Here is a 26,450-nt window from a genome sequence, read left to right as displayed (position 1 = left end):
AAGGGGGTTGCGTCCGCCGCGGCGGACGCGGCGGGCGGGGGTGTCGGCCGGATCACGCGCGCCTCCGCGTGCTCTGGCGGGAGATGGTACGGGCGTCGAGGCCGGACAGGCCGCGCACCGCGACGTACGCCTTCTCGTGCGGGGGCAGCGAGACGCGGCCGCGGAGCACGGCCTCGGGCTCGCGCTCGATGCGGTCGAGCAGGCGCCGGTAGATGCCGGCCATGGCGGCGACGCAGGCGCCGCTGCGCCGGTCGAGCATGGGCAGCAGCCGGTAGCCCTCGACGAACAGGGCGCGGGCGCGCCGGACTTCGTGGTGGACGAGCCCGGCGAAGTCGGCCCCGGCGGGCATCCGCTCGCTCGCGAACCCGTCCGAGCAGCCGAACTTGGCGAGGTCCTCGGCCGGCAGGTAGGTGCGTCCGTTGGCGGCGTCCTCACGGACGTCGCGCAGGATGTTGGTGAGCTGCAGGGCGAGGCCGAGGGTGTCGGCGTACTCGCCGGCCCGTGCCGCGTCGGCGGCGCCGAGGCCGCCGGTGTGCACGGTGCCGAACACGCCGAGGGAGAGGCGCCCGATGGCTCCCGCCACGCAGCGGCAGTAGGCCTTGAGGTCGTCCCAGGTCTCGTAGGTCTCGCCGCGGACGTCCATGAGGACTCCGTCGATGAGCTCGTCGAGGCCGCCGAGCGGGATCGGGAAGCGGCGGGCGGCGTGGGCGAGGGCGACGGCGACCGGGTCGGTGTCGTCCTCGTCGATGTCCTCGGCCCGGATCCGGCCGAGGAGGGCGCGGGTCTCCTCCAGCCGGACGAACTTGGCCCCGGGGGTGAGCGTGCCGTCGCCGATGTCGTCGACGCGCCGGGAGAAGGCGTACAGCGCGGACATCGCCTGCCGCTTGTCGGAGGGCAGCAGCCGGATGCCGTACGCGAAGTTGCGCGCCTGGGAACCGGTGACGGCCTCGCAGTAGCTGTACGCCGCCAGGACCGCTGCGGACGGTGCGGACGTGTGTGCGGAACCCTCCACGGTCGGGCTCACCCCTTTCTCGGCGCTGTGCGCAGGACGGCGGCCACCTCGCGGAGCAGGCCGCTCCTGGTGGGCTTGGGCGGGCCGGGAAGTACGTCGAAGCCGGCGGCGGTGACGGCTCGCAGGGCGGCACGGCCTCCTCCCACGAAGCCCGCGAGCAGCAGCCGGAGTCTGCCGTGCACGCTCCCCACGAGCGGGGTGCCTTCAGCCAGGAGGTCCCGGGCGCGTTCCGCCTCGAACGCGACCAGGGAGCGCACGGACGCGCCGGCGCGGTGGGCCTTGAGGTCGGTTTCGGCCACGTGGAAGCGGCGCATGTCCTCGGCCGGGAGGTAGATCCGGTCGCGGACGAGGTCCTCCGTGACGTCTTGTACGTGTTCGACGATCTGCAGGGCGGTGCAGACGGCGTCGGAGCGGCGGATCCGCTCGGGGGTGCTGGTGCCGGTGAGGGACAGCACGAGGCGGCCGACGGGGTTCGCGGACAGCTCGCAGTACGCGAGGAGGTCGCCGTACGTCTCGTAGCGCGTGACGCGCTGGTCCTGGCGGTTGGCCTCGATGAGCCCGAGGAAGGGCTCGGGGGTGAGGCCGTGGGCGCGGACCACGGGCCGGAGCGCCTGCAGGAGGGGGTGGCGGGGCGGGCCGCCCGGGCTGCCGAAGATGCGGTGGAGATCGGCCTCCAACGCGTCGAGCATGGTGAGCGGGTCGTCCGCCGCGGCCGGGTCGAGGCCGAGGAGAACGGCGTCGTGTCCGCCGGGCGCGAGGTCGCCGTCGCCGATGTCGTCGACCAGGCGGGCGTACCCGTACACCGCCATGAGGCCGTGGCGCCAGGCGCGCGGGAGGAAGGACGGGGCGACGGGGAAGTTCTCCGAGCGCGCCTTGCCGAGGGTGGCGTACGCGTGGGCTCGGGCGTCGGGGGATGTGGGGGCCGCGTCCCGGCGTGGCCGGATACCGTCGTGCCCGGGGGTCACCGCCCGCCGCCCGCGCGGGGGACGGCCGTAATGCCTGGGGGCCGGAGAATTCCCGTAGCCATTGCCGTCACGTCTCCCGTTCTACACTGCCGACCCAATACATCCTATTTCGGACACGCCGCCGGACTTTCCCCGGGGTACCCCAGGCCGTTCACCTGCGGGGAATCGTCCCCTCTGGCGTGATTCAGGACTGCTCCAGCTTACGCTGTACAACGCCGCGGCAGCCTCTCGGGTATTCACTCCGCCACCGAATGTCGGCCGACATGCCGAAGCCCCCGCCGCTCGGAGCGACGGGGGCCGGCGAAGACCGGAGTCAGGCGCTGGTCGCCTTCTCGTAGGCCGAGACGACTTCCTCCGTGGGCCCGTCCATCAGGAGCTCACCCTTCTCCAGCCACAGCACGCGGCTGCAGGTGTCGCGGATGGACTTGTTGTTGTGGCTCACCAGGAAAACGGTACCGGCGTGCTTGCGCAGTTCGCGGATGCGCTCCTCGGAACGCACCTGGAACTTGCGGTCACCGGTGGCCAGGGCCTCGTCGATCATCAGGACGTCGTGGTCCTTGGCCGCGGCAATGGAAAAGCGCAGGCGCGCCGCCATACCGGACGAGTACGTGCGCATCGGAAGGGAGATGAAATCGCCCTTGTCGTTGATGCCCGAGAAGTCGACGATGTCGTCGTAGCGCTCCCGGATCTGCTCGCGGCTCATTCCCATCGCGAGACCGCCGAGGACCACGTTGCGCTCACCGGTGAGGTCGTTCATCAGTGCGGCGTTGACACCCAGCAGCGAGGGCTGGCCGTCCGTGTAGACCTTGCCGGACTCGCACGGCAGCAGACCGGCGATGGCACGCAGCAGGGTGGACTTGCCGGAGCCGTTGGAGCCGATGACGCCGATGGCCTCGCCGCGGTACGCCGTGAAGGAGACGCCGCGCACGGCGTGGACCCTTCGGACGCCCGGCGCATCGCCCTTGCCCCGGCGCATTATCTTGCTCAGCGCGGCGGTGGCACTGCCCTTGCCGGAGCTGCCGGTGTTGACGCGGTAGACGATGTGCACGTCGTCGGCGATGACGGTGGGGACGTTGCCCCGGTAGTTCTCAGCCACGGCCGTAACGCTCCTCAGCCTTCCAGAAGTACACGAAACCGCCGAGGCCGATCACGACGGCCCAGCCGACGGCGAAGGCCCAGACGTGCGGCGGCAGGTTGTGCCGGCCGTAGTCGTCGATCAGCGCGTACCGGACCAGGTCCATGTAGATCGCCGCCGGGTTCCACTGGAGGACGTCCGAAACCCACGAGGGCACGTCCCTCTCCTTGAGCGCCCCGTTGATCGAGAACATGACGCCCGAGGCGTACATCCACGTACGCGTGAGGAACGGCATGAGCTGCGCGAGGTCGGGGGTCTTGGAGCCCATCCGCCCGAAGATCAGCGCGAGGCCGGTGTTGAAGACGAACTGGAGCGCCAGCGTCGGGATGACCAGCAGCCAGGACAGCTTCGGGTAGTTGCCGAACGCGACCGTGACGACCACCACGACGATCATCGAGTACAGCAGCTGCTGGAGCTGCTGCATCGAGAAGGAGATCGGCAGGGAGGCGCGCGGGAAGTGCAGGGCGCGGACCAGGCCGAGGTTGCCGGGGATGGCCCGGACTCCCGCCATCAGCGAGCTCTGGGTGAAGGTGAAGACGAAGATGCCCGTCACCAGGAAGGGGATGTAGACCCCCTTCTCCATGCCCCGGCCCGCGTTCATGATCAGGCCGAAGATCAGGTAGTACACCAGCGCGTTGAGCAGCGGGGTCGCCACCTGCCAGATCTGGCCGAGCCTCGCCTCGCTGTACTGGGCCATCAGCTTCGCCCGGGAGAACGCCATGATGAAGTGGCGCCTGTCCCAGAGCTGCCGCACGTACTGGGCCAGGGTCGGCCGGGCACCGCTGACGGACAGGCCGTACTTCCTGGCGAGCTCCGCGGGGCTCAGCCCCGCGTCTTCGGACGGCGGCTTGCTCGTGGCGAGGGCGCCATCCTGGGTTGTGTCACTCACAAGTTGAAACTTTCCGTCTTCAAGATGCGGCAGAAGGTGGCATCGGGCCTGGGGCGCTCGGCCCGTGAACATGCATGGTGCGTGATCACGTGTGTTCCGTGACCGCGTCATGTTCTCAGACCCGAGCGTGTCAGATGACAGGCGGTCGGCCCAGCCGGGTCAGCCGCCAGACCGTACGCCACTTCATGGGGCGCCGGGGACCGCAGGGGGTGGTCCATCCCTCTTTGAACCCACCGAACCAGGCCTTGAGCGCCGGTGCCGAGGGTCTGCGCAGGAGCGTCAGCAGGAGCCAGACGCCCAGGTAGACCGGGACCAGCGGGGCGGGCAGGTTACGGCGGGCGAGCCACACCCGGTTACGGGCAACCATACGGTGATAGACGGCGTGCCGGGAGGGGGCGGTCGCCGGGTGCAGGAGCACCATGTCCGCCCGGTAGTCGATCAGCCACCCTGCGTCGAGCGCCCGCCAGGCCAGATCGGTCTCCTCGTGCGCGTAGAAGAACTCCCCCGGCAATGCTCCGACCTGCTGGAACACCGACGTGCGGACGGCATTGGCGCCGCCCAGGAAGGTGGTCACGCGGGAGGAGCGCATCGGGTCCGAGGCGCGCAACCGGGGCACGTGCCGGCGCTGGGTCTCACCGGACTCCGGATCCGCGATCCGGAAGCTGACGATCCCGAGCCGGGGGTCCTCGGCGAAGGCCTGCCGGCACAGCTCGGCGGTGTCGGTGCGCTCCAGCAGCCCGTCGTCGTCGAGGAACAGCAGGACGTCGACCTCGCTGCCGCCGGGGCCGAAGGCCTCGATGCCGACGTTGCGGCCGCCGGGGATGCCCAGGTTCTCGGGCAGCTCGACGGTGCGCAGACCCGGCAGCGCACCCTCCAGCCCGGTGAGCCGGACGCCCTGTCCCACGACGACGACCTCGACCGGGTCGCCCTCCTGGCGGGCCACCGAGTCGAGGAGGGCCTTGAGCTCGTCCGGGCGGTTGCCCATCGTGATGATCACGGCGCCCAGCCGCATCGCCGTCGTCACTTGAGCCTGCTGGAGGCCAGGATCGACACGAGGTGCAGAACCGTCTGGAGCATCGCGATGCCGGCCAGCACGGCCACGCCGAGCCGGGTGAAGAACAGGTCGCCCCGCATCTGGTCCGCGATCGCCAGCAGCAGGATGAGCAGCGAGGCCTCGATGCCGAGGACGAGCCGGTGGAACTTGAGCGCGGACGCGGCCCGGCGGGCGAGCGCCATGCCGGAGGAGCGCGGCTCGGCCGCGGCCTCGGCGACGGGCTCCTTGCCGGTCTGGTGCCGGGCGACGCCGACCAGGTCGGTCTCGGCCTTGATCAGGATGGCGCCGAGGGCCGCGAGGGTGCCCAGGAAGGCCCACAGCCAGTCGATCCGGCCGGTGCCCCACAGGTCGCTGGCGCGCAGGCCGAAGCCGACGAGGACCGCCGCGTCGCACAGGTAGGCGCCGACGCGGTCCAGGTAGACGCCGGAGAGCGAGTACTGCTTCTTCCAGCGGGCCACCTCGCCGTCGACGCAGTCGAGCAGCAGGTACATCTGGACCGCGACCACGCCGAGGACGGCGCCCCAGATGCCCGGGATCAGCAGGGCCGGACAGGCCAGGACGCCGGCGAGGGTCATCAGGTAGGTCAGCTGGTTGGGCGTGACCTTGGTGTTCACCAGGACGCGGGTGATGCGCAGGGAGATCTCGCGCATGTACAGGCGACCGCCCCAGTGCTCGCCACTGCGCCGGTCCTTGACGCCCGGCGGGTGGACGACGGGCCGGAGTTCAGCTACGGATGGTCTTGGCATAGTCGGCGTAAGCGTCCCTGATCTCGGCTGCGGACAGATTGAGGTGCTCCAGGATCGTGAAGCGTCCCGGACGGGTCTGGGGGGCGTACTCGACGGCCGCGACGAACTCGTCCACGCTGAACCCGATCTCGGCGGGCAGCACGGGCAGTCCGTGGCCGCGCAGCGACTCCACGAACAGCCCGGCCTGCTCGTCGGCGCCGCGCAGGAACATCGCGAAGGCGGCGCCGAGGCCGACCTGCTCGCCGTGGAGCGCGGAGCGCCCCGGGTAGAGCAGGTCGAAGGCGTGGCTGATCTCGTGGCAGGCGCCGGACGCCGGCCGGGTGTCCCCGCTGATCGACATGGCGATGCCGGTGAGCACCAGGGCCTCGGCGAGCACCGTGAGGAACGTGTCGTCGCCGCAGCCGCCGGGGTGGCGCAGGACGGCTTCGCCGGCCGTACGGGCCATGGCGGCGGCCAGGCCGTCCACGGGCTCCCCGGTGATCTTGTGCGAGAGCTCCCAGTCGGCGATGGCCGAGATGTTGGAGAGGGCGTCGCCGATGCCGGAGCGGACGAACCGCACCGGGGCGTCGCGGATCACGTCGAGGTCGATGACCATCGCGATCGGCGTGGGCACGCCGTAGGAGCCGCGGCCGTTGTCGTTGTCCAGCGTGGCCACGGGCGAGCAGATGCCGTCGTGCGCCAGGTTGGTGGCGACGGCCACCATGGGCAGCCCGACCCGCGCCGCGGCGTACTTCGCCACGTCGATGATCTTGCCGCCGCCCAGGCCGACGACGGCGTCGTAGCGGCGACCCTTTATGTCGTCGGCCAGCTTGACGGCGGAGTCGATGGTGCCGTCGGCGACCGGGTACCAGTCGGCGTGCGGCAGTACCGGCTCCAGCTTGGAGCGGAGCAGCTGGCCGGAGCCGCCGCTGATCGCGATCGCCAGCTTGCCGGACGCCGAGATCCGCTGGTCGGCCAGGAGGCCGGCCAGGTCGTCCATGGCGCCGCGGGTGATGTCGACGACGACCGGGGAGGGGATGAGCCTCGTCAGTACTGGCATGCGATCGTCCGGCCCTTGGCGAGGTCGTCGTGGTTGTCGATCTCGACCCACTTGACGTCGCCGATGGGGGCCACGTCGATGACGAAGCCGTCGTTGACGAGCTGCTGGTAGCCGTCCTCGTAGTACAGGTCGGGGTCGCGCTCGAAGGTGGTCTGCAGCGCCTCGGCGAGGGCTGCGGCGGCCTCCGGCTCGATGAGGGTGACGCCGATGTACTCGCCGGTGGCGTCGGACGGCTCCATCAGCTTCGTGATCTTCTGCACGCCCTTGGCGCCGTCCACGACGACCTTCATCTCCTCGTCGGCCAGGCTCTTGACCGTGTCGAGGGCGAGGATGATCTTCTGGCCGTTGCCGCGGGCGTCGAGCAGGGTCCGCTCGACGGAGACCGGGTGGACGGTGTCGCCGTTGGCGAGGATCACACCCTGCTTCAGGACGTCACGGGCGCACCACAGGGAGTATGCGTTGTTCCACTCCTCGGCCTTGTCGTTGTCGATCAGCGTGATCTTGACGCCGTACTTGGCCTCCAGGGCCTCCCGGCGCTCGTACACGGCCTCCTTGCGGTAGCCGACGACGATCGCGACCTCGGTGAGGCCGACCTCGGCGAAGTTGCCGAGGGTGAGGTCCAGCACGGTCAGGCTGTCCTCGGCGCCTTCGGGGCCGACGGGCACGAGGGCCTTGGGCAGGGTGTCGGTGTAGGGACGCAGACGGCGTCCGGCACCGGCAGCGAGTACAAGGCCGATCATGCTGGTTCTCCTTCGTCATGTACGGCGGGTGCCCCGGAGGAGACCCAGAAGCGGATGCTCTCCACGAGCACCACGAGTGCCACGAACACGGCCAGGGCCGTGAGCGCGACGGGGAACGCGTCACGGGGCAGGACGGCGGCCAGGACCACGGCCAGCAGCACCCGGCCGTCCTGCCCGCCGATCGTCCACACCAGCCATCTGGGCGGCGCGCCCGAGCCGCCGCGGATGCGGTAGACCGTGTCGTAGTGATGGTAGGCGACCGCCGCGACCAGTCCGAATGCGGCCGGAAGGGCCCCGGGGACGTCGGCGCGCACGGCGAGCGCCAGCACGGTCACGTACTCGGCGCAGCGGAACACCGGCGGCACGAGCCAGTCCAGCGCCCCCTTGAGCGGGCGGGAGACGGCCGCGCCGGCGGCTATGACGTAGAACACCGCGGCCCCGATCAGTGCGCCGGTGCCGTACGGCCTCACCGCGGCCCCGCCGATGACGAGGACGGAGCCCGTCAGGGCCATCACCAGCGGGGCGACGGGCCGCCCCTTGGCCAGGGCCGTGCCGATCGACGCCAGCGGGCCGGAGTCGGCGAGGTCGGCCAGTGCCCGGGCCGCCCGGTCGGTGCGCCTCGCCTTGCGGGTCAGCGAGCGCAGCACCCGGCCGGCGGTGGTGTAGAGGGCGCCGAAGGCACAGCCGACGAGCAGGGCGTAGAACACGATCCGGGGGGTGGTGAACGCGGTCAGCACCGCGATCATGGCCCAGCGCTCGCCGATCGGCAGGATGATCATCCGCCGGACCCATACCGTCCAGCCGACGCTGTCGAGCTTGCCGGACAGGGCGGCCGTCGGGCTCGTGTTGGCGGTCGCGTCGTGGTTGGCCTCGTTGAAGGCGAAGTCCACGACGTGGCGGCAGGTCATCAGGATCATCGCGCCGAGGGCGAGGGCCCACACGTCGTCGCCGTTCCCGGCCGCACCGAGCGCGAGGCCCGCGTAGAAGGAGTACTCCTTCGCGCGGTCGAAGGTCGCGTCGAGCCAGGCTCCCATCGTCGAGTACTGGAGCGAGTAGCGGGCGAGCTGCCCGTCCGTGCAGTCCAGGACGAAGGAGACGAGCAGCAGCACACCGGCGGCGACGTAGCCCCACCGCTCGCCGGTGGCGGCGCAGCCGGCCGCGATCAGCGCGGTGAGCAGCGAGGCGGTGGTGACCTGGTTCGGGGTCAGGCCGCGGCGCGCGCACCAGCGGGCGATGTAGCGCGAGTACGGGCTGATGAAGAAGGTGGTGAAGAACCCGTCGCGGGACTTCACGGCGGTGCGCAGGCGTACGGCCTCGTCGTCCACGGCGGCGACGGCGGCGTCCGCCGCGGCGCGCTCGGCGTCGGAGGCGGGGACTGCGGCGACCAGGGTGCCGAGCTCGGGCCGCTGGACGGGGGTGCCGGCGGCCTCGACGGCGGCGGCGAGCCGGTCCGCGTAGGGGCCCTCGCCCTCCACCGGGAGGGCCGCGGCCTTGTCCAGGGCCGCGCGGGCGCCCGGCTGGACGGCGAAGGCGCCGGTCACGGCGCAGGCGTCGAAACGCGGGTCGGTCAGCGCGAGCCGCAGGGCGTGGACGTGTCCGACGAAGGCGCTGTCGACGACGGCGACGCGCTGGTCGGCGGGTACGCCGGCCAGCACCGCAGCGGTCCCTTCAGGGCCGGCGGCCGGGCGGACGTCGAAGCCGAGGGAGCGCAGCTCGTCGGTGAGCGGTGATCCGGGGACCGGCAGGCCGGTGAGGATGACGGTCGACAGACGGACTCACTCCTTGCAGCGAACACTGGACGGGCGCCCCCGTGGGGGGCGGCGGCACGTCGGCAGAGGCTATCGGATGAATGGAAGCGGGGGTTCACCACCCGTTTACTCCCCGACCAGCCGAATATCCCGGGGCTTCGGGCCCCGGCGCGATCATCATTGACGATCGCGGCGAGATACCACAAACCCGGGGGCAGGGGTGCTCCGCCACCGCCGCTTACCACGCTGCGCGGGCGGACATGCGCGGATGGGCGAAGTGGGGACAAGCCTCTTTTGTGCGGCAGACTGAAGGTCGAAGTCCGAAGCGAAGGATGGGTATGCCGACCACACCAGCCACCGCCGCGAACACCGCGTCCCCCGGCACCGGCACTCAAGAACCGATCATGCTCGAACTGGTCGATGAGTCCGGCAACACCATCGGCACGGCGGAGAAGCTCTCCGCCCATCAGGCGCCCGGTCTGCTGCACCGGGCCTTCTCGGTGTTCCTCTTCGACGAGCAGGGCCGTCTGCTGCTCCAGCAGCGTGCCCTCGGGAAGTACCACTCCCCCGGCGTCTGGTCGAACACCTGTTGCGGTCACCCCTACCCCGGGGAGTCGCCGTTCGCGGCGGCGGCCCGGCGGACCCACGAGGAGCTGGGCCTGTCGCCCTCGCTGCTCGCGGAGGCGGGCACCGTGCGCTACAACCACCCGGACCCCGCGTCGGGCCTGGTGGAGCAGGAGTTCAACCACCTTTTCGTGGGACTCGCGCAGTCGCGGCTGCGGCCGGATCCGGAGGAGGTCGGGGACACCGCGTTCGTGACCGCCGAGGAGCTGGCCGAGCGGCATGCCGAGGCGCCGTTCTCCGCCTGGTTCATGACCGTCCTGGACGCGGCCCGGCCGGCGATCCGCGAACTGACCGGGGACGCCGCGGGCTGGTAGCCCGTACGCCGTCTCAGACCGCGGGTGCGGCGAGCGGCAGGGCCGCCCAGATGACCTTGCCGCCCGTCGAGGTGTGCTCGACGTCGCAGACCCCGCCGGACTCGCGCGTGACCTCGCGCACCAGGAGCAGGCCCCGGCCGCCGGTCTGGCCGAAGTCCGCCTCCAGCGCCTTGGGGCGGTACGGGTGGTTGTCCTCGACCGCCACCCGTACCCAGTCCCGGCCGATGGCGACCTCGACCGCGACCTCCGGCGAGAGCAGGGCCGCGTGCCGGACCGAGTTCGTCACCAGTTCGGAGACGATCAGCAGCAGCGAGTACACGAGGTCCCGGTCGGCCGGAACGCCCTGGCGGCCCAGCAGGTCGCGGACGGCCCGGCGGGCCTGCGGAACGGATTCTTCTACAGCGGGCACGGTGAACCGCCACACGCCCTCGTACGCGAGGGGGTCGGCCGGGGCCGCCGGCTCCCCCTCCCCGGCTGGCGGGACGCTCCCGCTGACATCCATCTTCCGGCCCCCGTCTTCGCGCTCGATCGTCTCCACGCGTCAAGAGTGGGGAGCGGACCGGTCCGCACCGGACCCCTGACCAGAAGTCAGCGTCAATCGGACGCTTTCTGATCGTTGGCGTATGACAGCGTCAGTTGTGCGACCGTTCCTGGTCTTCTGCGGAACCCTTCTCGGCAGCGCTCCCCGGCCCGGCCGTGGCGTCCGCAACCTCGTCTTCCCTGACCAAGCCCAGAATGCGCCGGGCGGTCATGCCCAGGAGGACCAGGCTCAGCCCGTCGAACAGCAGGGCGAGCGAGAAGAAGGTTCCGATCACGTAGAGACTGCTGCTCGGCCAGTTGGCGAGGATCAGGAAGCCCAGCAGGATCCCGAAGGCGCCCTGGACCAGGTTGACCCAGAGGTTCGTCCCGCGCACCACCAGGCCGCCGACCAGCCGGAACAGCCCTCCGATGAGGAAGAACAGCGCGGCGAACATGGTCAGCGCCTCGGCGCTCGCCCCGGGCCGGCGCAGGATGACGAAACCGGCGGCGATGTTGATCGCGGCGACCACGACGGCGAGCCAGAAATGGTTGCTCTTGCGGGACTGGAACGCCTGGACCAGACCCACCAGGCCGCCGGCCAGCAGCAGCCAGCCGAAGAGGAACATCGTGGTCAGCGTGGCGAACCCGGCGTAGAGCAGACCGATCAGCCCGGCCGCCACCAGGAGCGCCCCGAGCACGGCCAGCAGCCCGAAGCCGCGCTTGAGCTGCTTCCTGTCCTTGCCCTCGGCCTCGGTCGAAGCCCCGGACCCGGCCGCGGCCCCGGAACGGTCTGCGCCCATGGTCGTGCCACCTCTCAGCACCCCCCGGACGGAATCCCCTTGATCATAGGATCGGCCGACCGGGATAGCATCCGGCGCATGGACGCAGCCCAGGAAGCAGCCCTCCTGCACACCGTCGCCGACGGGGTCGCCACGGTCGTCATCTCGCATCCCGCCAAGCGCAACGCCATGACGGCGGCGATGTGGCGGGCGCTCCCGGAGGTACTGGACGGGCTCGCGGCCGATCCGGCCGTACGCGTCCTCGTCCTGACCGGGGCCGGACCGACCTTCTGCGCGGGGGCCGACATCTCCTCGCTGGCCGGGGGCGAGGACCCGCAGGCCCTGGCCGTGGTGGCGGAGGAGGCCCTGGCCGCCTTCCCGAAACCGACGCTCGCGGCGGTCCGCGGATTCTGCGTGGGCGGCGGCAGCCAGCTGGCGGCCGCCTGTGACCTGCGGTTCGCGGAGGAGGGTGCGTCGTTCGGGGTGACCCCGGCGAAGCTGGGCATCGTCTACCCCGCGTCCTCGACCCGCCGACTGGCCGCGCTGGTCGGCCCCGCTGTGGCCAAGTACCTGCTCTTCTCCGCCGAGTTGATCGACGCGGAGCACGCGCTGCGGGCCGGCTTCCTGAACGAGCTGCTGCCCGCCGGGCAGCTGGACAAGCGCGTGGCGGACTTCGCCCGCGTCCTGACCAGCCGCTCCCAGCTGACGCAGGCCGCGGCCAAGGAGTTCGCGAACGGGCGGACGGACCGGGACGCGTACTGGGCGGAGCAGGCGGCCGGGAGCGGCGACACCGCGGAGGGTGTCGCCGCGTTCCTGGAACGCCGCACGCCGTCGTTCGGCTGGACCGCAGGGCGCGCTACGAGAGGTCCTGGCGGGCGGTGAGCGCGCGCATCCGCGCCACGATCCCGGCCGGGGCCTTGTCCGGCGAGCCGGCGTCGTAGGGCGGCTGCGGGTCGTACTCGGTCATCAGCTGGACGGTCTGGGCGTACTCGTCGCCGGCGATCCGGCCGAGGAGGCCGAGGCCCATGTCGATGCCGGAAGACACCCCGGCGGCGGTGACGTACTTCCCGTCGTACACGACCCGCCCACCGGTGGGCTCGGCGCCGAAGGCGGGCAGCCGGTCCAGGTAGAGCCAGTGGCTTGTCGCGCGCCGCCCCTTGAGCAGCCCGGCGGCGGCCAGCAGGAGCGATCCCGTGCAGACGGAGGCGGTCCAGGTGGTGGCCGCGTCGACGGTGCGCAGCCAGTCGACGACGGCGGGGTTCTCCATCTCCAGCTCGGGGTGGGGCCCGCCGGGCACCACGACGATGTCGGGCCGGGTCACCTCGTCGAGCCCCTTGTCGGCGACGAGCGCGAGCGCCCCGTTGTCGGTGCGCACCGGCCCGGGCCGCTCCGAGACGAACACGACCTCCGTGTCGGGCAGCCGTCCGAGGGTGTCGAAGGGCCCGATGGCGTCGAGCGCGGTGAAGCGGTCGTAGAGCAGTACGGCGATCTGCATGTTTCCTCCTGGGTGGTGAAGGGTCGGTCTGCTACGCGGGACCGGGACCGAAGCGGCGGCGGTATTCGGCCGGGGGCTGGCCCAGGGTCTTCACGAAAGCGCGGCGGAGGGCCTCGGGAGTGCCGTAGCCGCAGGCGCGGGAGATCTGGGCGACCCCGTCCCCCGTGTCCTCCAGGAGCCGCCGCGCGTGCTCGACGCGTACGCGCTCCACGTAGCGGCCGGGCGTCACCCCCGTCTCCGCCTGGAAGGCCCGGGCGAAGTGCCGCGGCGAGAGCCGGGCGCGCGCCGCCAGGGCCTCCACGCTCAGGTCCGCGCCCGGATGCTCCGTGATCCACTGCTGCACCTCCCGCAACGGATCCCGCTGCGCGGTCTGCGCCGCCAGCTGCGCGCTGAACTGCGCCTGGTTGCCGGGCCTGCGCAGGAACACCACCAGGTGCCGCGCGATGCGCAGCGCCAGCTCCCTCCCGTGGTCCTCCTCCACCAGTGCCAGCGCCAGGTCGATCCCGGCCGTGACCCCCGCCGAGGTGGCCACCGGGCCGTCCCGTACGTAGATCGGGTCCGGTTCCACGGTGACCGCCGGGTAGTCCCGGGCCATCCGCTCGCAGACGTACCAGTGCGTCGTGGCCCGCCGCCCGTCCAGCAGCCCGGCCTCCGCGAGCAGCAGGCCGCCCGTGCAGACGGACACCAGCCGCTCCGCGCCACCCCCGTGCGCGCGGAGCCACTCGGTCAGCCGGGGCTCGAAGTCCCCCCGGTACTGGCCGCCCGGCACCAGCAGCGTGGTGCCCGCCCCCGGCCGCGCGCTCTCCAGGTCCCCGTCCGGCACCAGCGTGAGCCCGCTGCTCGTCCGTACGGGCGCCCCGCCGAGGGAGGCCGTGCGGATGGCGTACCCGGCCCCCGCCCGCTCCGGGAAGCGGCCGAGCGCGGCGAACACCTCCACGGGCCCGGTCACGTCCAGGCTCTGGAGGCCGTCGTAGAGGACGACGAGCACGTTTCGCAACGCCATGACCCCATGGTGTGACCCGCGTGCCGATGGCCGCAATGACGCTCATCCCACCTTTACGGCCATGACCCCTCGCGCGGATAGGATCGTCGGACCATGACTGCAACCCTCGTCGCCAAGAACCTCACCGCCGCGCACGGTGAGCGCACGCTCTTCGCCGATCTCGACCTGGTCGTCGCCCCCGGCGACGTCATCGGCCTCGTCGGCGTCAACGGCGCCGGAAAGTCCACCCTGCTGCGCCTGCTGGCCGGCCTGGACACGCCCGAGACCGGTGAGCTGCGGCTCTCCCCGCCCACCGCCGCCGTCGGCCACCTCCCGCAGGAACCGGAGCGGCGCCCCGAGGAGTCCGTACGGGACTTCCTGGCCCGGCGCACGGGCGTCGCCGCCGCCCAGGCGGCGCTGGACGCGGCCACCCAGGGCCTGGTCGACGGGACCCCGGGCGCGGACGACGCGTACGCGACGACCCTGGACCAGTGGCTGAACCTCGGCGGCGCCGACCTCGACGAGCGCGCCCAGGAGGTCGCCGACGAGCTCGGGCTGGCCGTCGGCCTGGACCTGCCGATGACCGCGCTGTCCGGCGGCCAGGCGGCCCGCGCGGGCCTCGCCTCGCTGCTGCTCTCCCGCTACGACGTCTTCCTGCTCGACGAGCCGACGAACGACCTGGACCTGGAGGGCCTGGAGCGCCTGGAGCAGTTCGTGAAGGGCCTGCGCGCGGGCACCGTCGTGATCAGCCACGACCGCGAGTTCCTGACCCGGACCGTCACCAAGGTCCTCGAACTCGACCTGGCGCAGCAGCAGATCAACCTCTACGGCGGCGGCTACGACGCCTATCTGGAGGAGCGCGAGCGGGCCCGTACGCATGCCCGCGAGGAGTACGACGAGTACGCGGACAAGCGCTCGGCGCTCGAAGGCCGGGCCCAGATGCAGCGCGGCTGGATGGACAAGGGCGTCAAGAACGCCCGCCGCAAGGCCACGGACAACGACAAGATCGGCAAGAAGTTCCGCAGCGAGGCGAGCGAGAAGCAGGCCTCCAAGGCCCGCCAGACGCAGCGCGCCATCGAGCGGCTCGAAGTCGTCGACGAGCCCCGCAAGGAGTGGGAGCTGCGGATGGAGATCGCGGCGGCGCCGCGCTCCGGCTCGGTCGTCGCCACCCTGAACGAGGCGTCCGTGCGGCGCGGGGACTTCGCCTTCGGTCCGGCCAGCCTGCAGATCGACTGGGCGGACCGGGTGGCGATCACCGGCGCCAACGGCGCGGGCAAGTCCACTCTCCTCGCCGTCCTCCTCGGCCGGCTGGCACCCGACTCCGGTGCGGCCACGCTCGGTTCGGGCGTACTGGTCGGCGAGGTGGACCAGGCGCGCGGGCTCTTCCTCGGGGACGAGCCGCTGCTGGAGGCCTTCTGCGCGGCGGTGCCGGAGACGGAGCCGGCCGAAGTACGGACCCTGCTGGCCAAGTTCGGCCTGAAGGCGGCGCACGTACTGCGTCCGGCGGCCACGCTCTCCCCCGGCGAGCGCACCCGGGCGGCCCTGGCGCTGCTCCAGGGCCGCGGGGTGAACCTGCTGGTGCTCGACGAGCCCACGAACCACCTGGACCTCCCGGCGATCGAACAGCTGGAGTCGGCCCTGGACGCGTACGAGGGCACCCTGCTGCTGGTCACCCACGACCGCCGGATGCTGGACGCGGTGCACGTGACCCGCCGCCTGGAGGTCGCGAACGGCAAGGTCACCGAGCTCTAGGGGGCGTCGGGCCGCTCCTGCCCGGGCGTCGCCGCCCCCGGGCCGCCCCTGCCGGGGCGCCGGCGCCCGGGCCGCTACTGCGCCCGGGCCCCTACTGCTCGGGCGCGCGCCGCTTGCGCGCGAGCCGGGCGGCCACGAAGCCGCGCGGCAGGTGCCGGACGGCGAGCGCGTACGCCTGGTAGCGCCGGCCGGTGATGCTCACCGGCCGGCGCAGCGCCAGGTCCCGCAGCGCCTTGGCCACCACCGCCTCGGGCTCCAGCCACACCGCCTCGCGCAGGGAGCTGACGTCCATCCCGGCGCGCGCCTGGAACTCGGTGCGGGTGAACCCCGGGACCACCGCCAGGACCCGGACCCCGTACGGCGCCATGTCCACCCGCAGGGACTCGCTGAACGCGGTGACCCAGGCCTTCGCGGCCCCGTACGTCCCCGTCGGCAGCAGTCCGGCCACCGAGGAGACGTTCACCACCGCGCCCCGGCGGCGGGCGCGCAGCCCCGGCAGCATGGCGTGGGTGAGCCGCAGCGGGACCTTCACCAGCAGGTCGAGCAGCCGCTCCTCGTCCTCGACGGGGCTGTACGGGAAGGGTGCGGCGAGCCCGAAGCCCGCGTTGTTGACCAGGATGTCCACGGGCCGGTCCCGGTCGGCGAGCCGCTCGGCGACGGCCGTGCAGTCCGCCGGGTCCAGCAGATCGGCGGGCAGCACCTCGCTGGCCGTGCCGAACTCCCGGGCGAGCTCCCGGGCCACGGCTTCGAGGCGGTCCTTGTCGCGGGCGACCAGGACGAGCTCGCAGCCCTTCGCCGCGAAGCCGCGGGCGAAGGCGGCGCCGAGACCGGCACTGGCCCCGGTGATCAGAACGGTGGTCAAGAGAGGGTCACTTCCTTACGGGGTGTGCGGGCGCTGCGGGGTGAAGTCCGTGGTCGACGGCGATCCGTAGGCCTGGGCCACGTCGACCAGGAACCGGGCCTCGTCGTCGAGGTCGCCGCCCTCGGCGGAGGTCTGCATCGCGGCGGGCAGCTCCCACGCCGCGTCCTCCCCCGGCTGCCCGGGCCGTCCGGCCAGCTTCGCCTGCCGCGCCTCCTTCAGTACGCAGGCCAGCGCGGCCGCGGTGCGCCGCTGCTCGGGGATCCCGTGCCCGGTGACATGGCTGCGGGCGAGCTCCGGAACGCCCGGGGCGACGTACTCGCCGAGGATCAGGATCGCGTCGCGGGTCTCGATCACCTTGCGGTACACCAGCAGGTTGCGCGGGACGGGCGGCCACAGCAGCTCCACGACCCGCCCGGCCCGCGGCTTGGTGAGGGCGACGTGCGGGACGGCCTGGACCAGGTCGTGCCAGAGCGGCCACAGGCGCCAGGCGGTGGCGATGTCGGCGCTCGTACGGCGCAGCGTGAACAGGGTGGGCACGAGGATCGCGGCGGCCCGCAGCAGTCCGTGCAGGTTCATCATCAGCGGCAGGGCGGGCATCGCCCAGGTGCTGGCGAACAGGGCCTTGAGCAGGTACGCGAACCAGAACAGGCCGGCGAGCGCGGTACCGAGGCCGAACAGCCGCAGCCCGGCGGCCAGCCCCCGGCTCTCGGTGCGGCGGCTGTAGCGCCAGCAGAGGGAGACGCAGGTGGTGTTGGCGAGGAGGTGCGCGGAGATCAGCAGCAGCCAGTACGCCAGGGAGGGGACCGGGTCACCCTGCGGCGGGATGGTGTGCGCGGTGTGCGCGGGGGCGGTCGTGTCCAGCACCACGAGCGTGGTCAGCCAGGCCACCGTGCCCACCCAGGAGGCGAGTTGGAGGGCCCGGCCGCGGGTGGCGGCGGCGACGAAGTAGAGCACGGTGCCCGCGGACAGCACGCCGATCAGGTTGCGGACGAGGCCGACGGCGTGCGCGTAGTCCGGGTCGCGCATCGCGTACGCGACGACGTCCGGGAGGTTCAAGGTCATCGCGGCGGCGGCCGTGGCGACGGCGAGCCACAGGCCGCGCTGCTGCGGGGAGCGCAGGGCGGCCGGGGCGCGCAGCAGGACTGCCGTCCAGAGGCAGACGACGCTGGGCACGGCGAGCGAGTCGCCGAAGGCGGTGAGGTCAGCGGCGTCCATGGTTCCCCCGCCCGTAGCCCATGGCGGATTCCAGCCAGGCGAGGGTGCCGCGGGGCGCGGCGGCCGACTGCGGGCAGGGGCCCGTCGTGCGAATGCGGATCATGCTGGCCAGCATTTCCGCCTCCTGCTCCTGGCTGGTGGTGTAGTTGGTGCGCCCGAGAACGACCGGGACCTGCCCGTCGTTGTCCTCGGCCTCCAGCGAGTTGTGGCCGAACAGGATGTGCCCGAGCTCGTGGAGCACGATGTGCTCGCGGTGCAGCGCGGTGGTCTGGGCCTCGTAGAAGACGAAGTCGACGCTGTCGGTGCCCACCCACAGCCCGCAGACCCCGGATTCCGCCGCCTCCTTGGGGAGCGGGTGGAGGTGGATGGGGCGGCCCCGCTGCTCGGCGATCCGGTTGCACAGCCCCTCGATGGAGAAGGGATGTGTCAGATCCAGATGGCCGAGAATCTTCTCGCACCGTTTACGGAGGCTGGGTTGCGAGTGGGGCATGTGATCCCTCTTCGGACCCTTTCGCGGGCAGCGTCGGTAGGCGTGCGTGGGCGTGGGCATGGCGTCCTGTGCCTTCAAGGCGGCCTCTGGGAGTGGGGTCCTGAGGGGAGAAGCGGAAGCCCGTTCGCCACTCGGCGAACGGGCGTTCCACCATGCCTACAGATCTTGTACGCGAGTTCGCAAGGTGTGTGCCCAGGTGGGGTGCCTATTCGGCCATCCCCGGACCGTCCCTGCGGACCCACCCTCCTCAGCGCTTGCGGCGCTCCTCGGGACCGCCCGTGAGGCCGGCACGGCGCAGGGCGTCCGCCATCGCGCTGTTGGCCGGGGCCGGGGAGCCGCTGCCGCCCTGGCGCTGCCCGCCCTGGCGCTGGCCGCCGCCCTGGCCCCGGCCCTGGCCGCCCTGACCGCCCTGGCCCTGGCCGCCGCCCCGCTGCTGCGGGGGACGGCCGCCGCCGCGCCGCTCCTGACGGTCCTGGCGGTCCTCGCGCGGCCGGGGAGCGCCGCCCGCCTGGCGGTCGGCCTCGTCCTCCAGCCGCAGCGTCAGCGAGATCCGCTTGCGCGGGATGTCCACGTCCAGCACCTTCACGCGGACGATGTCGCCCGGCTTGACCACGTCCCGCGGGTCCTTGACGAAGTTCTTCGACAGCGCCGAGACGTGGGCCAGCCCGTCCTGGTGGACGCCGATGTCGATGAAGGCGCCGAACGCCGCCACGTTCGTGACCACGCCCTCCAGGATCATCCCGGGCGCCAGGTCGCCGATCTTCTCGACGCCCTCCTTGAAGGTGGCCGTCTTGAAGGCGGGCCGCGGGTCGCGGCCCGGCTTCTCCAGCTCGCGCAGGATGTCCGTCACCGTCGGCAGGCCGAAGGCCTCGGTGACGAACTGCTCCGGCCGCAGCGAGCGGAGCACGCCGGTGTTGCCGATCAGCGCCGCCACCTCGCTCCCGGCCGCCTTGGCCATGCCCCGGACCAGCGGGTACGACTCGGGGTGCACGCTGGAGAAGTCCAGCGGGTCGTCCCCGCCGCGGATCCGCAGGAAGCCCGCGCACTGCTCGTACGCCTTCGGGCCGAGCCGTGCCACGTCCTTGAGCGCCTTGCGGCTGCGGAACGGGCCGTTGTTGTCGCGGTGGGCCACGATGTTCGCGGCGAGCCCGCCGCTGATGCCCGACACCCGCGAGAGCAGCGGAGCGGAGGCGGTGTTGACGTCCACGCCGACGCCGTTCACGCAGTCCTCGACCACCGCGTCGAGCGAGCGCGAGAGCTTCACCTCGGAGAGGTCGTGCTGGTACTGGCCGACGCCGATCGACTTGGGGTCGATCTTGACGAGCTCGGCGAGCGGGTCCTGGAGGCGGCGGGCGATGGACACCGCGCCGCGCAGCGACACGTCCATGTCCGGGAGCTCCTGCGAGGCGAACGCGGAGGCCGAGTACACGGAGGCGCCCGCCTCGGACACCATCACCTTGGTGAGCTTCAGCTCGGGGTGGCGGGTGATCAGGTCCCCGGCGAGCTTGTCGGTCTCGCGCGAGGCCGTGCCGTTGCCGATGGCGATCAGCTCGACCGCGTGCTCCTCGGCGAGGCGGGCCAGTTTGGCGAGGGACTCGTCCCACTTGTTGGCGGGCACGTGCGGGTAGACCACGTCCGTGGCGACGACCTTGCCGGTGGCGTCCACGACGGCGACCTTCACGCCGGTGCGGAAGCCCGGGTCGAGGCCGAGCGTGGCCCGGGTGCCGGCCGGGGCGGCGAGCAGCAGGTCGCGCAGGTTGGCCGCGAAGACCCGTACGGCCTCGTCCTCGGCGGCGGCGCGCAGCCGCATCCGCAGGTCGATGCCGAGGTGCACCTGGATCTTCGTGCGCCAGGCCCAGCGGACGGTGTCGGCCAGCCACTTGTCGCCCGGGCGGCCGCGGTCGCCGATCCCGAAGCGGCGGGCGATCATGCCCTCGTACGTGGACGGGCCGGGGTTCGCCGCGTCTTCGGGGTGCTCCGGCTCCAGGGTGAGGTCGAGGACGTCCTCCTTCTCCCCGCGCAGCATGGCCAGGACGCGGTGCGAGGGCAGCGCGGTGAAGGGCTCGGCGAAGTCGAAGTAGTCGGAGAACTTGGCGCCCGCCTCCTCCTTGCCCTCGCGGACCTTCGCGGCGAGCCGGCCGCGGCCCCACATGCGCTCGCGCAGCTCGCCGATCAGGTCGGCGTCCTCGCCGAAGCGCTCGGTGAGGATGGCGCGGGCGCCCTCCAGGGCTGCGGCCGGATCGGCGACGCCCTTGTCGGCGTCGACGAACGCGGCCGCGGCGGCGGCCGGTTCCACCGACGGGTCGGCCAGCAGGCCGTCGGCGAGCGGCTCCAGGCCCGCCTCACGGGCGATCTGCGCCTTGGTGCGGCGCTTGGGCTTGAACGGGAGGTAGATGTCCTCCAGCCGGGCCTTGGTGTCCGCCGCGTTGATCCGGGCCTCCAGCTCGGCGTCGAGCTTGCCCTGCTCCCGTACGGAGTCCAGGATCGCCGCACGCCGGTCCTCCAGTTCGCGCAGATACCGCAGCCGCTCCTCAAGGGTGCGCAGCTGGGCGTCGTCGAGCATCTCGGTCGCTTCCTTGCGGTAGCGCGCGATGAACGGCACGGTGGAGCCGCCGTCGAGCAGCTCGACGGCGGCCTTGACCTGCCGCTCCCGTACGCCGAGCTCCTCGGCGATCCTGCCTTCGATGGACATCGTCACGATCGGGTCCCGCCTGCCTTCGTTTGCACTGGAAGGCTGCCAATTGTGGCAGGTGGCGGTGACGGCGGCCGGGAGCCCCGCGCCCGGGCCCGTGCGCGGTCCCGTCAGGCCTTGCCGAAGGCGTCCGCGGGGAAGGCCCCGGCGGTGACGGCCTTGACGACGAAGCCGCCGCCGAGCTCGGCCAGCCGGGCCAGGCCTTCGGCGCCGAGGTGCTCGTAGGGGGCCGCGTCGAGGCGGTCGGTGTCGGCTTCGAGGCGCTCGCGTACGGCCGCGCCCTCCTCGGTGAGCTCGCCGTCGGCGTCGAGGATCCCTCGCTCGCGCAGCCGGTCGGCGGCGGCGTCGAGGTCGGACTGCTCCCAGCCGCGGATGGCCTTGATCCACTTCGGGGTCATGCCGCGGCCGGTGGCGGTGTGGCTGACCAGGGCCTCCAGCGGGTCGAGTCCGGAGAGCAGCAGGGCGGCGAGGTGGCCGTCGCCGCGGTGTTCGCGCAGCAGGGTGGTGGCGTACCAGAGGCGCAGGTGCGGCTCCTCGGGTACGGGGAGGTCGGCGTGGGCGGCGTAGAGCGGCCGGGCGTGCCGGGTGCAGCCCTCGGTGGCGCGCAGGGCGAGGTCGGCGGCCTCGGCGAGCTCGGGGGATGCGATGGCCTCCGCGCCGAGGAGTCGGCGCAGGGTGCTGTCGGCGGCGCGCAACCGGGCGTCGAGGGCCTGTTCGGGGGTGATGGTGTCCCAGACGGCGGGCAGGTGCCGGGCGACGAAGTCGTGGCGGTAGTTGTAGAAGGTGGCGGTGACCGTGCCGGGCCCGACGGCGCCCATGGCGGCGGACCGGGAGGCGAGGTTCACCGCGGGCCCCTCGGCGACCCCGAGGGCGGCGAACTCCTTGCCCAGATCGGGAGAGAAGTAGATGGTGGCATGCAGCGGGTTGATCGCCGCATGCCAGCAATTGCGGGCGGCGCGCGGAGGAATCGTCATACCGGCCAGATTACCGACCGCTCAGTATGTCGGGTAGGCCGAGTCCCGGCCTCCATGCATATGATCGAGCCGAAACCAACGGGGAGGCGTGAACATGTCAGAAGACGGCGAGCAGGTGTCGGACCTCCAGGCCGGCATGCGCTTGAACCACGTGCCGACCGAACCGAGCGGACCGACGGCTCCGACGGGACCGGCCGCGCCGGGCGGCCCGAAGGGCCCGATGGGCCCGTTCGTCCCGGGCGGCTCCGGGGACTTCGCTTCGACGCCGGCCCAGAAGAAGGCCGCGGCGAACACCATCGAGACCGAGCTGGAGCCCAACACCAAGAAGGCCGCGGAGCACGCGGACACCGACACCGGCGCCGCCCAGAAGGGTTTCGACGGCTGGGAGACGGCCGCCGGCCTGAAGAAGGTGGCGGACACCTGGGACCAGCAGGTGAAGACCCTGATGGGCCGTCTGGCGGCGGAGAAGACCAGCCTGCGCGGCGCATCGGGCCTCTTCACCGGCAACGACACCGGCATCGGCAACCAGTTCCTGGCGACCAACTCGAAGCTGAACGGCCTCTAGTCCGCCGCTTTCGCATCCGGGCGGCATCCGGTTTCCGGCCTTCTTCCGCGGTCCCCATCGCGGAAGAAGGCCGTTCGCGTGCCCGAACACGGCTCTTCGGCGCGGTGGGAGGCCGGTCCGGGCCCCGGCCTGTGACGGCCGAATGGCGATCGTGTGACACCGGGGGCCATGGACATGACGTAGGGGGGCGGGCGTGAATACGGTCGGACGACAAGCCGTTGAACAGAACCGTCTCCCTACCACTTGGAGCTCTTCGTGCACCGCAAAGTCATCGCCCCGAGCGTGCTCGCCGCCTCCCTCCTGCTGGTGATCCCGGCCTCGGCGGCGAGTTCGGTCCAAGGGGCCCCGGGCATCGGCGATCCCTACTACCCGGCCAGCGGCAACAGCGGATACGACGTGTCCCACTACGACCTGCGCCTGCAGTACCAGCCGAAGACGGACCTGCTGGAGGGCACCGCCACCCTCCTGACCACCGCCAAGCAGGACCTCTCCCGCTTCAACCTGGACTTCGGCCTGAAGGTCAGCGAGATCCGTGTCAACGGCGCCAAGGCGAAGTTCGCCACCTCCGGGGAGCACGAGCTGGAGGTGACCCCCGCCCAGCCGCTGAAGAAGGACACGCCGGCGTCGGTCGTCGTCAAGTACGCCGGGAAGCCCTCGGAGTTCAAGATCGACGGCTGGTCGGCCTGGCAGCGCACCCCGGACGGCGGCGTCGCCGCGCAGGAGCCCGACTCGGCCGTCTGGTGGTTCCCGAGCAACGACCACCCGCTCGACAAGGCCACCTTCGACATCTCGGTCAACGTCCCCGATGGCACCCAGGCCATCAGCAACGGCGTGCTCCAGTCGCAGAGTTCCCGGCTCGGCTGGACCCGTTACAACTGGCGCTCGAACAAGCCGCAGGCCACGTACCTCGCCACCCTCGCCATCGGCAAGTTCGACGTCACCACCGACAAGACGGCGAGCGGCCTGCCGATCCTCAACGCGTACAGCAAGGACCTCGGCGACAACGCGGGCGCGGCGCGCGCGAGCGTGGAGCGGACCGGCGAGGTCGCCGAATGGCTGGAGGGCGTCTTCGGGCCGTACCCCTTCAACGCCCTGGGCGGGTACGTACCCAACGTGCCGTCCAGTTTCGCGCTGGAGACGCAGACCCGGCCGTTCTACAGCCCGAAGCAGTTCGCGAACGGCGCGAACGTCTCCGTCGTCGTGCACGAGCTGGCCCACCAGTGGTACGGGGACAGCGTCTCCGTCGACGGCTGGAAGGACATCTGGATCAACGAGGGCTTCGCCCGCTACAGCCAGTGGCTGTGGTCGGAGAAGGAGGGCGAGGGCACCGCGCAGGAGCTCGCGGACTGGGCGTACGGGCTGCGCGCGGCGGACGACCCGTTCTGGCAGGTCAAGCCGGGTGACCCGGGCCCGGACAACCAGTTCCACGGGGCTGTGTACGACCGCGGCGCGATCGCCCTGCAGGCGCTGCGCAACGAGGTCGGCGACGAGACGTTCTTCAAGCTCCTCAAGGGCTGGCCGACCGAGCGGGCCTACGGCAACGCCAAGGTCGGGGACTTCGTCCGGTACGCGGAGAAGGTCTCGAACAAGCCGCTGGCGCAGCTGTTCGAGACCTGGCTGTACACCCCGGGCAAGCCGGCGTTCGCCCCGCCGGCCGCCGCGGCCCCGAGCGCCCGGTCCCTCAAGGCCCCCGCCGCGAAGCCGGTGGAGCCGAAGTCCTGGAAGAAGATCGCCGAGACGAACACGATCCACGAGCACTGAGACGCGCAGCGCGTACGAGGCTCCGCGCGCCGGCGCCCCTCAGGGGGTGCCGGCGCGCCACCGGGCCCGGGCGGCGCGCGCGATGGGCAGGTACCGCAGGCGCTCCGGCAGCAGCGGTACGAGGAGCCGTACGGCCGTGCTGAACCGCCGGAGCCTGCGCTCCTGGGCCGGGCTCCACTCCAGCCCGATGGCGGCGCGGGCCTCGGGCGGCATGTACCCGACGGTGGCGAAGGCCCGGAAGCGCAGGAACGCAGCCCGCAGCGCCGGCCAGGTGAGCCGCAGCAGCAGCCGCACGGGCAGGGAGCCGCCCTCGGGCCTCGGCAGCGGCACGTCGGTGGCGACCAGCTCGCGGGCGACCTTGGTCGGCTCGATCTCCTCGGCCAGCATCCGGCGGTAGTAGACCCAGTACGCCTCGATGCTCTGCGGCATGTCCCGGTCGTGTATGCCCAGGATCCGGCCCACCTGGAGCCACTCCCGGTACAGCTGCCGCTCCTGCGCGGGGGTGAAGGGGCGCAGCAGGTAGCGCCCGGCGTAGAGGTAGATCGGGAAGCCGGTGGCGTGCACCCAGGAGTAGCAGGCGGGGTCGAGGGAGTGGTAGCGCCGCCCCCGGGTGTCGATCCCCTGGATCTCCTTGTGCAGGCGGCGCACCCGGCGGCCCTCCTCGGCGGCCTCCGCCCCGCCGTACACCCACAGCTGGACAGAGCGCAGGGAGCGCTCGCCGCGCCCCCAGGGGTCCGTGCGGAAGACCGAGTACGCGTCGACGCCGGCGCCGATCGCGGGGTGGGCGACCTGCATGGTGAAGGCGGCGGGCAGCATCAGCAGGGCCCGGATGTCGCCGGAGATGGTCCAGAGCACCCCGCCGGGGGCCGGCGGCTCGGGATCGGGACGGCGGCCGGCCGCCTGTCCGGGTACGGGAAGCCCTGTTTCGCTCATGGTTCCAGTATGCGAGTGCTGAAGGTTCGGGTCGCGGGTGCCAGACGTCCGCTCCCGGACAGAAAGTCTTGTCACGGGTGTTACCCAGAGGTAACCGCGGCTGCTTGGATGACGGAGTCGATCTCCCCCTGCAGGAATGATGGAGACCTCATGCTGCACACCAAGCTCAGCCGCAACCGCGCCGCCGCCACGGCCGTTGCGGCGATCGCCGTCGGCGCACTGGCCGCCACCAGTGCGCCGGCCGCCTCGGCCGCGGAGAGCGCCGCGGCCCCGCGGCTCAGCGTCCTCACGTACAACACGTTCCTGATGAGCAAGAACCTCTACCCCAACTGGGGTCAGGACCACCGGGCTTCGGAGATCCCCAGGGCTTCCTTCTTCCAGGGCCACGACGTGGTCGTGCTCCAGGAGGCCTTCGACAACGGCGCCTCGGACGCGCTGAAGGCCAACGCCTCGGCGCAGTACCCGTACCAGACCCCGATCGTCGGCCGCAGCAAGAGCGGCTGGGACGCCACGGGCGGCGCGTACTCCTCGACCACCCCCGAGGACGGCGGGGTCACGATCCTCAGCAAGTGGCCGATCGTCCGCAAGGAGCAGGTCGTCTACAAGGACGCCTGCGGCGCCGACTGGTGGTCCAACAAGGGCTTCGCCTACGTCGTGCTGAACGTGAACGGCACCAAGGTCCACGTGGTCGGCACCCACGCCCAGTCCACCGATTCGGGCTGCGGCTCCGGCGAGGCGGCGGACATGCGCGCCCGCCAGTTCAAGGCGATAGACGCCTTCCTGGACGGCAAGAACATCCCGGCGGCCGAGCAGGTCATCGTCGCGGGCGACATGAACGTCGACTCCCGCTCCCCCGAGTTCGCCTCCATGCTCGCCAACGCCGACCTGGCGGACTCCGACTCGCGCACGGGCCACCCGTACTCGTTCGACACCGCGCTGAACTCCATCGCGAACTACCGCTACCCGACGGACCCGCGCGAGGACCTCGACTACGTCCTCTACCGCAAGGGCAACGCCCGCCCGGCGGGTTGGGAGAACAACGTGGTCAAGGAGGAGTCGGCGCCCTGGACGGTCTCCAGCTGGGGCACCTCGTACACGTACACCAACCTCTCGGACCACTACCCGCTGATCGGCCGCTAGTCCGCACTCCCCCGGGTGCCCGCCG

Annotated in this window: 25 protein-coding genes; 6 read left to right on the top strand and 19 right to left on the bottom strand. The window is 71.9% G+C overall.

The window, feature by feature from the left end; all coding sequences use genetic code 11:
• Nucleotides 1–52 precede the first annotated feature (52 nt).
• From hpnD to ACIBAD_RS18335, 9 genes are all read right to left on the bottom strand, one after another.
• Nucleotides 53–1,024 carry a presqualene diphosphate synthase HpnD gene (hpnD, locus tag ACIBAD_RS18375; RefSeq protein ID WP_398907689.1) on the bottom strand — a complete coding sequence of 324 codons (972 nt, stop codon included), beginning with the start codon at nucleotides 1,022–1,024 and terminating at the stop codon, nucleotides 53–55.
• Nucleotides 1,021–1,956 (bottom strand): squalene synthase HpnC, encoded by a 936-nt coding sequence (gene hpnC, locus ACIBAD_RS18370; RefSeq protein ID WP_398907853.1) that lies wholly within the window; start codon nucleotides 1,954–1,956, stop codon nucleotides 1,021–1,023. The genes hpnD and hpnC overlap by 4 nt, the downstream gene beginning before the upstream one ends.
• A 334-nt stretch (nucleotides 1,957–2,290) precedes the next feature.
• Nucleotides 2,291–3,073: an ABC transporter ATP-binding protein gene (locus ACIBAD_RS18365; RefSeq protein WP_134069770.1), complete on the bottom strand. Its 783-nt coding sequence runs from the start codon at nucleotides 3,071–3,073 to the stop codon at nucleotides 2,291–2,293.
• A complete protein-coding gene (locus tag ACIBAD_RS18360; protein WP_134069772.1) occupies nucleotides 3,066–4,001 on the bottom strand; it encodes an ABC transporter permease in 936 nt (311 codons plus the stop codon). The genes ACIBAD_RS18365 and ACIBAD_RS18360 overlap by 8 nt, the downstream gene beginning before the upstream one ends.
• A gap of 130 nt (nucleotides 4,002–4,131) precedes the next feature.
• Nucleotides 4,132–5,013 (bottom strand): glycosyltransferase family 2 protein, encoded by an 882-nt coding sequence (locus tag ACIBAD_RS18355; RefSeq protein WP_398907852.1) that lies wholly within the window; start codon nucleotides 5,011–5,013, stop codon nucleotides 4,132–4,134.
• 8 nt (nucleotides 5,014–5,021) lie between these two features.
• On the bottom strand, nucleotides 5,022–5,801 hold the full coding sequence (locus ACIBAD_RS18350) for a CDP-alcohol phosphatidyltransferase family protein (protein WP_398907688.1): 780 nt from the start codon (nucleotides 5,799–5,801) through the stop codon (nucleotides 5,022–5,024).
• On the bottom strand, nucleotides 5,779–6,840 hold the full coding sequence (locus tag ACIBAD_RS18345; RefSeq protein ID WP_134069778.1) for an iron-containing alcohol dehydrogenase family protein: 1,062 nt from the start codon (nucleotides 6,838–6,840) through the stop codon (nucleotides 5,779–5,781). Before ACIBAD_RS18345 ends, ACIBAD_RS18350 begins: the two co-directional genes overlap by 23 nt.
• A complete protein-coding gene (locus ACIBAD_RS18340; RefSeq protein ID WP_134069780.1) occupies nucleotides 6,828–7,580 on the bottom strand; it encodes a phosphocholine cytidylyltransferase family protein in 753 nt (250 codons plus the stop codon). The genes ACIBAD_RS18345 and ACIBAD_RS18340 overlap by 13 nt, the downstream gene beginning before the upstream one ends.
• A complete protein-coding gene (locus ACIBAD_RS18335) occupies nucleotides 7,577–9,349 on the bottom strand; it encodes a DUF5941 domain-containing protein (RefSeq protein ID WP_398907851.1) in 1,773 nt (590 codons plus the stop codon). Before ACIBAD_RS18335 ends, ACIBAD_RS18340 begins: the two co-directional genes overlap by 4 nt.
• Before the next feature lie 317 nt (nucleotides 9,350–9,666).
• On the opposite strand from ACIBAD_RS18335, the gene idi reads away from it, so the two are divergent.
• Nucleotides 9,667–10,266 (top strand): isopentenyl-diphosphate Delta-isomerase, encoded by a 600-nt coding sequence (gene idi, locus ACIBAD_RS18330; RefSeq protein ID WP_134069784.1) that lies wholly within the window; start codon nucleotides 9,667–9,669, stop codon nucleotides 10,264–10,266.
• Between the two features lie 13 nt (nucleotides 10,267–10,279).
• On the opposite strand, the gene ACIBAD_RS18325 is transcribed toward idi, so the two are convergent.
• Both ACIBAD_RS18325 and ACIBAD_RS18320 read right to left on the bottom strand, forming a co-directional pair.
• Entirely contained in the window at nucleotides 10,280–10,768 is a 489-nt protein-coding gene (locus ACIBAD_RS18325; protein ID WP_398907850.1) for an ATP-binding protein, read from the bottom strand.
• Between the two features lie 130 nt (nucleotides 10,769–10,898).
• The gene (locus ACIBAD_RS18320; RefSeq protein ID WP_398907687.1) at nucleotides 10,899–11,585 is read right to left on the bottom strand and encodes an HdeD family acid-resistance protein; all 687 of its coding nucleotides are present in this window, start codon (nucleotides 11,583–11,585) and stop codon (nucleotides 10,899–10,901) included.
• 78 nt (nucleotides 11,586–11,663) lie between these two features.
• On the opposite strand from ACIBAD_RS18320, the gene ACIBAD_RS18315 reads away from it, so the two are divergent.
• Nucleotides 11,664–12,446, top strand: coding sequence for an enoyl-CoA hydratase/isomerase family protein (locus tag ACIBAD_RS18315; protein WP_134069790.1), 783 nt, complete (start codon nucleotides 11,664–11,666; stop codon nucleotides 12,444–12,446).
• On the opposite strand, the gene ACIBAD_RS18310 is transcribed toward ACIBAD_RS18315, so the two are convergent.
• On the bottom strand, nucleotides 12,421–13,059 hold the full coding sequence (locus ACIBAD_RS18310; RefSeq protein ID WP_398907686.1) for a DJ-1/PfpI family protein: 639 nt from the start codon (nucleotides 13,057–13,059) through the stop codon (nucleotides 12,421–12,423). The two genes, ACIBAD_RS18315 and ACIBAD_RS18310, sit on opposite strands and share 26 nt — an antisense overlap.
• A gap of 31 nt (nucleotides 13,060–13,090) precedes the next feature.
• On the bottom strand, nucleotides 13,091–14,062 hold the full coding sequence (locus tag ACIBAD_RS18305) for a GlxA family transcriptional regulator (RefSeq protein WP_398907685.1): 972 nt from the start codon (nucleotides 14,060–14,062) through the stop codon (nucleotides 13,091–13,093).
• Nucleotides 14,063–14,155: 93 nt separating this feature from the next.
• On the opposite strand from ACIBAD_RS18305, the gene ACIBAD_RS18300 reads away from it, so the two are divergent.
• Nucleotides 14,156–15,793 carry an ABC-F family ATP-binding cassette domain-containing protein gene (locus ACIBAD_RS18300; protein WP_134069796.1) on the top strand — a complete coding sequence of 546 codons (1,638 nt, stop codon included), beginning with the start codon at nucleotides 14,156–14,158 and terminating at the stop codon, nucleotides 15,791–15,793.
• Between the two features lie 91 nt (nucleotides 15,794–15,884).
• Here the strand turns inward: ACIBAD_RS18300 and ACIBAD_RS18295 are convergent, their stop codons facing one another.
• The 5 genes from ACIBAD_RS18295 to ACIBAD_RS18275 form a co-directional block, all read right to left on the bottom strand.
• A complete protein-coding gene (locus tag ACIBAD_RS18295) occupies nucleotides 15,885–16,655 on the bottom strand; it encodes an SDR family NAD(P)-dependent oxidoreductase (RefSeq protein WP_134069798.1) in 771 nt (256 codons plus the stop codon).
• A gap of 15 nt (nucleotides 16,656–16,670) precedes the next feature.
• Nucleotides 16,671–17,870, bottom strand: a complete 1,200-nt coding sequence (locus tag ACIBAD_RS18290; protein WP_134069800.1) for an MAB_1171c family putative transporter — start codon at nucleotides 17,868–17,870, stop codon at nucleotides 16,671–16,673.
• Nucleotides 17,857–18,360, bottom strand: a complete 504-nt coding sequence (locus ACIBAD_RS18285) for a hypothetical protein (protein ID WP_134069802.1) — start codon at nucleotides 18,358–18,360, stop codon at nucleotides 17,857–17,859. Before ACIBAD_RS18285 ends, ACIBAD_RS18290 begins: the two co-directional genes overlap by 14 nt.
• Before the next feature lie 247 nt (nucleotides 18,361–18,607).
• Entirely contained in the window at nucleotides 18,608–21,058 is a 2,451-nt protein-coding gene (locus ACIBAD_RS18280) for a Tex family protein (RefSeq protein WP_398907684.1), read from the bottom strand.
• A gap of 104 nt (nucleotides 21,059–21,162) precedes the next feature.
• Entirely contained in the window at nucleotides 21,163–22,026 is an 864-nt protein-coding gene (locus tag ACIBAD_RS18275; protein WP_134069806.1) for a hypothetical protein, read from the bottom strand.
• A 94-nt stretch (nucleotides 22,027–22,120) separates the two neighbouring features.
• On the opposite strand from ACIBAD_RS18275, the gene ACIBAD_RS18270 reads away from it, so the two are divergent.
• Both ACIBAD_RS18270 and ACIBAD_RS18265 read left to right on the top strand, forming a co-directional pair.
• Nucleotides 22,121–22,591 carry a hypothetical protein gene (locus ACIBAD_RS18270; protein WP_134069808.1) on the top strand — a complete coding sequence of 157 codons (471 nt, stop codon included), beginning with the start codon at nucleotides 22,121–22,123 and terminating at the stop codon, nucleotides 22,589–22,591.
• Nucleotides 22,592–22,846: 255 nt separating this feature from the next.
• Nucleotides 22,847–24,352, top strand: a complete 1,506-nt coding sequence (locus tag ACIBAD_RS18265; RefSeq protein WP_398907683.1) for a M1 family metallopeptidase — start codon at nucleotides 22,847–22,849, stop codon at nucleotides 24,350–24,352.
• Nucleotides 24,353–24,391: 39 nt separating this feature from the next.
• Here ACIBAD_RS18265 and ACIBAD_RS18260 read toward each other — a convergent pair whose 3' ends face one another.
• Complete coding sequence (locus ACIBAD_RS18260) at nucleotides 24,392–25,285, bottom strand: oxygenase MpaB family protein (protein ID WP_398907682.1); 894 nt, start codon at nucleotides 25,283–25,285, stop codon at nucleotides 24,392–24,394.
• A gap of 150 nt (nucleotides 25,286–25,435) precedes the next feature.
• Here ACIBAD_RS18260 and sph point away from each other — a divergent pair, with 150 nt between their 5' ends.
• Nucleotides 25,436–26,425, top strand: a complete 990-nt coding sequence (gene sph / locus ACIBAD_RS18255) for a sphingomyelin phosphodiesterase (protein WP_134069816.1) — start codon at nucleotides 25,436–25,438, stop codon at nucleotides 26,423–26,425.
• Nucleotides 26,426–26,450 lie beyond the last annotated feature (25 nt).

This window comes from Streptomyces sp. NPDC051109 (genome assembly GCF_044455885.1).
Lineage (GTDB): Bacteria > Actinomycetota > Actinomycetes > Streptomycetales > Streptomycetaceae > Streptomyces.
This window is presented reverse-complemented; position numbering and strand designations above follow the sequence as displayed.

Bases quoted from the DNA above. Each gene is read 5' to 3' on its own strand.
- ACIBAD_RS18320 (WP_398907687.1), bottom strand. From the start codon at position 11,585: ATGGGCGCAGACCGTTCCGGGGCCGCGGCCGGGTCCGGGGCTTCGACC.
- sph (WP_134069816.1), top strand. From the start codon at position 25,436: ATGCTGCACACCAAGCTCAGCCGCAACCGCGCCGCCGCCACGGCCGTT.
- ACIBAD_RS18275 (WP_134069806.1), bottom strand. From the start codon at position 22,026: ATGACGATTCCTCCGCGCGCCGCCCGCAATTGCTGGCATGCGGCGATC.
- ACIBAD_RS18260 (WP_398907682.1), bottom strand. From the start codon at position 25,285: ATGAGCGAAACAGGGCTTCCCGTACCCGGACAGGCGGCCGGCCGCCGT.
- ACIBAD_RS18285 (WP_134069802.1), bottom strand. From the start codon at position 18,360: ATGCCCCACTCGCAACCCAGCCTCCGTAAACGGTGCGAGAAGATTCTC.
- ACIBAD_RS18345 (WP_134069778.1), bottom strand. From the start codon at position 6,840: ATGCCAGTACTGACGAGGCTCATCCCCTCCCCGGTCGTCGTCGACATC.
- ACIBAD_RS18290 (WP_134069800.1), bottom strand. From the start codon at position 17,870: ATGGACGCCGCTGACCTCACCGCCTTCGGCGACTCGCTCGCCGTGCCC.
- ACIBAD_RS18300 (WP_134069796.1), top strand. From the start codon at position 14,156: ATGACTGCAACCCTCGTCGCCAAGAACCTCACCGCCGCGCACGGTGAG.
- ACIBAD_RS18305 (WP_398907685.1), bottom strand. From the start codon at position 14,062: ATGGCGTTGCGAAACGTGCTCGTCGTCCTCTACGACGGCCTCCAGAGC.
- ACIBAD_RS18350 (WP_398907688.1), bottom strand. From the start codon at position 5,801: ATGCCAAGACCATCCGTAGCTGAACTCCGGCCCGTCGTCCACCCGCCG.
- idi (WP_134069784.1), top strand. From the start codon at position 9,667: ATGCCGACCACACCAGCCACCGCCGCGAACACCGCGTCCCCCGGCACC.
- ACIBAD_RS18310 (WP_398907686.1), bottom strand. From the start codon at position 13,059: ATGCAGATCGCCGTACTGCTCTACGACCGCTTCACCGCGCTCGACGCC.
- ACIBAD_RS18325 (WP_398907850.1), bottom strand. From the start codon at position 10,768: ATGGATGTCAGCGGGAGCGTCCCGCCAGCCGGGGAGGGGGAGCCGGCG.
- ACIBAD_RS18355 (WP_398907852.1), bottom strand. From the start codon at position 5,013: ATGCGGCTGGGCGCCGTGATCATCACGATGGGCAACCGCCCGGACGAG.
- ACIBAD_RS18340 (WP_134069780.1), bottom strand. From the start codon at position 7,580: ATGATCGGCCTTGTACTCGCTGCCGGTGCCGGACGCCGTCTGCGTCCC.
- ACIBAD_RS18315 (WP_134069790.1), top strand. From the start codon at position 11,664: ATGGACGCAGCCCAGGAAGCAGCCCTCCTGCACACCGTCGCCGACGGG.
- ACIBAD_RS18270 (WP_134069808.1), top strand. From the start codon at position 22,121: ATGTCAGAAGACGGCGAGCAGGTGTCGGACCTCCAGGCCGGCATGCGC.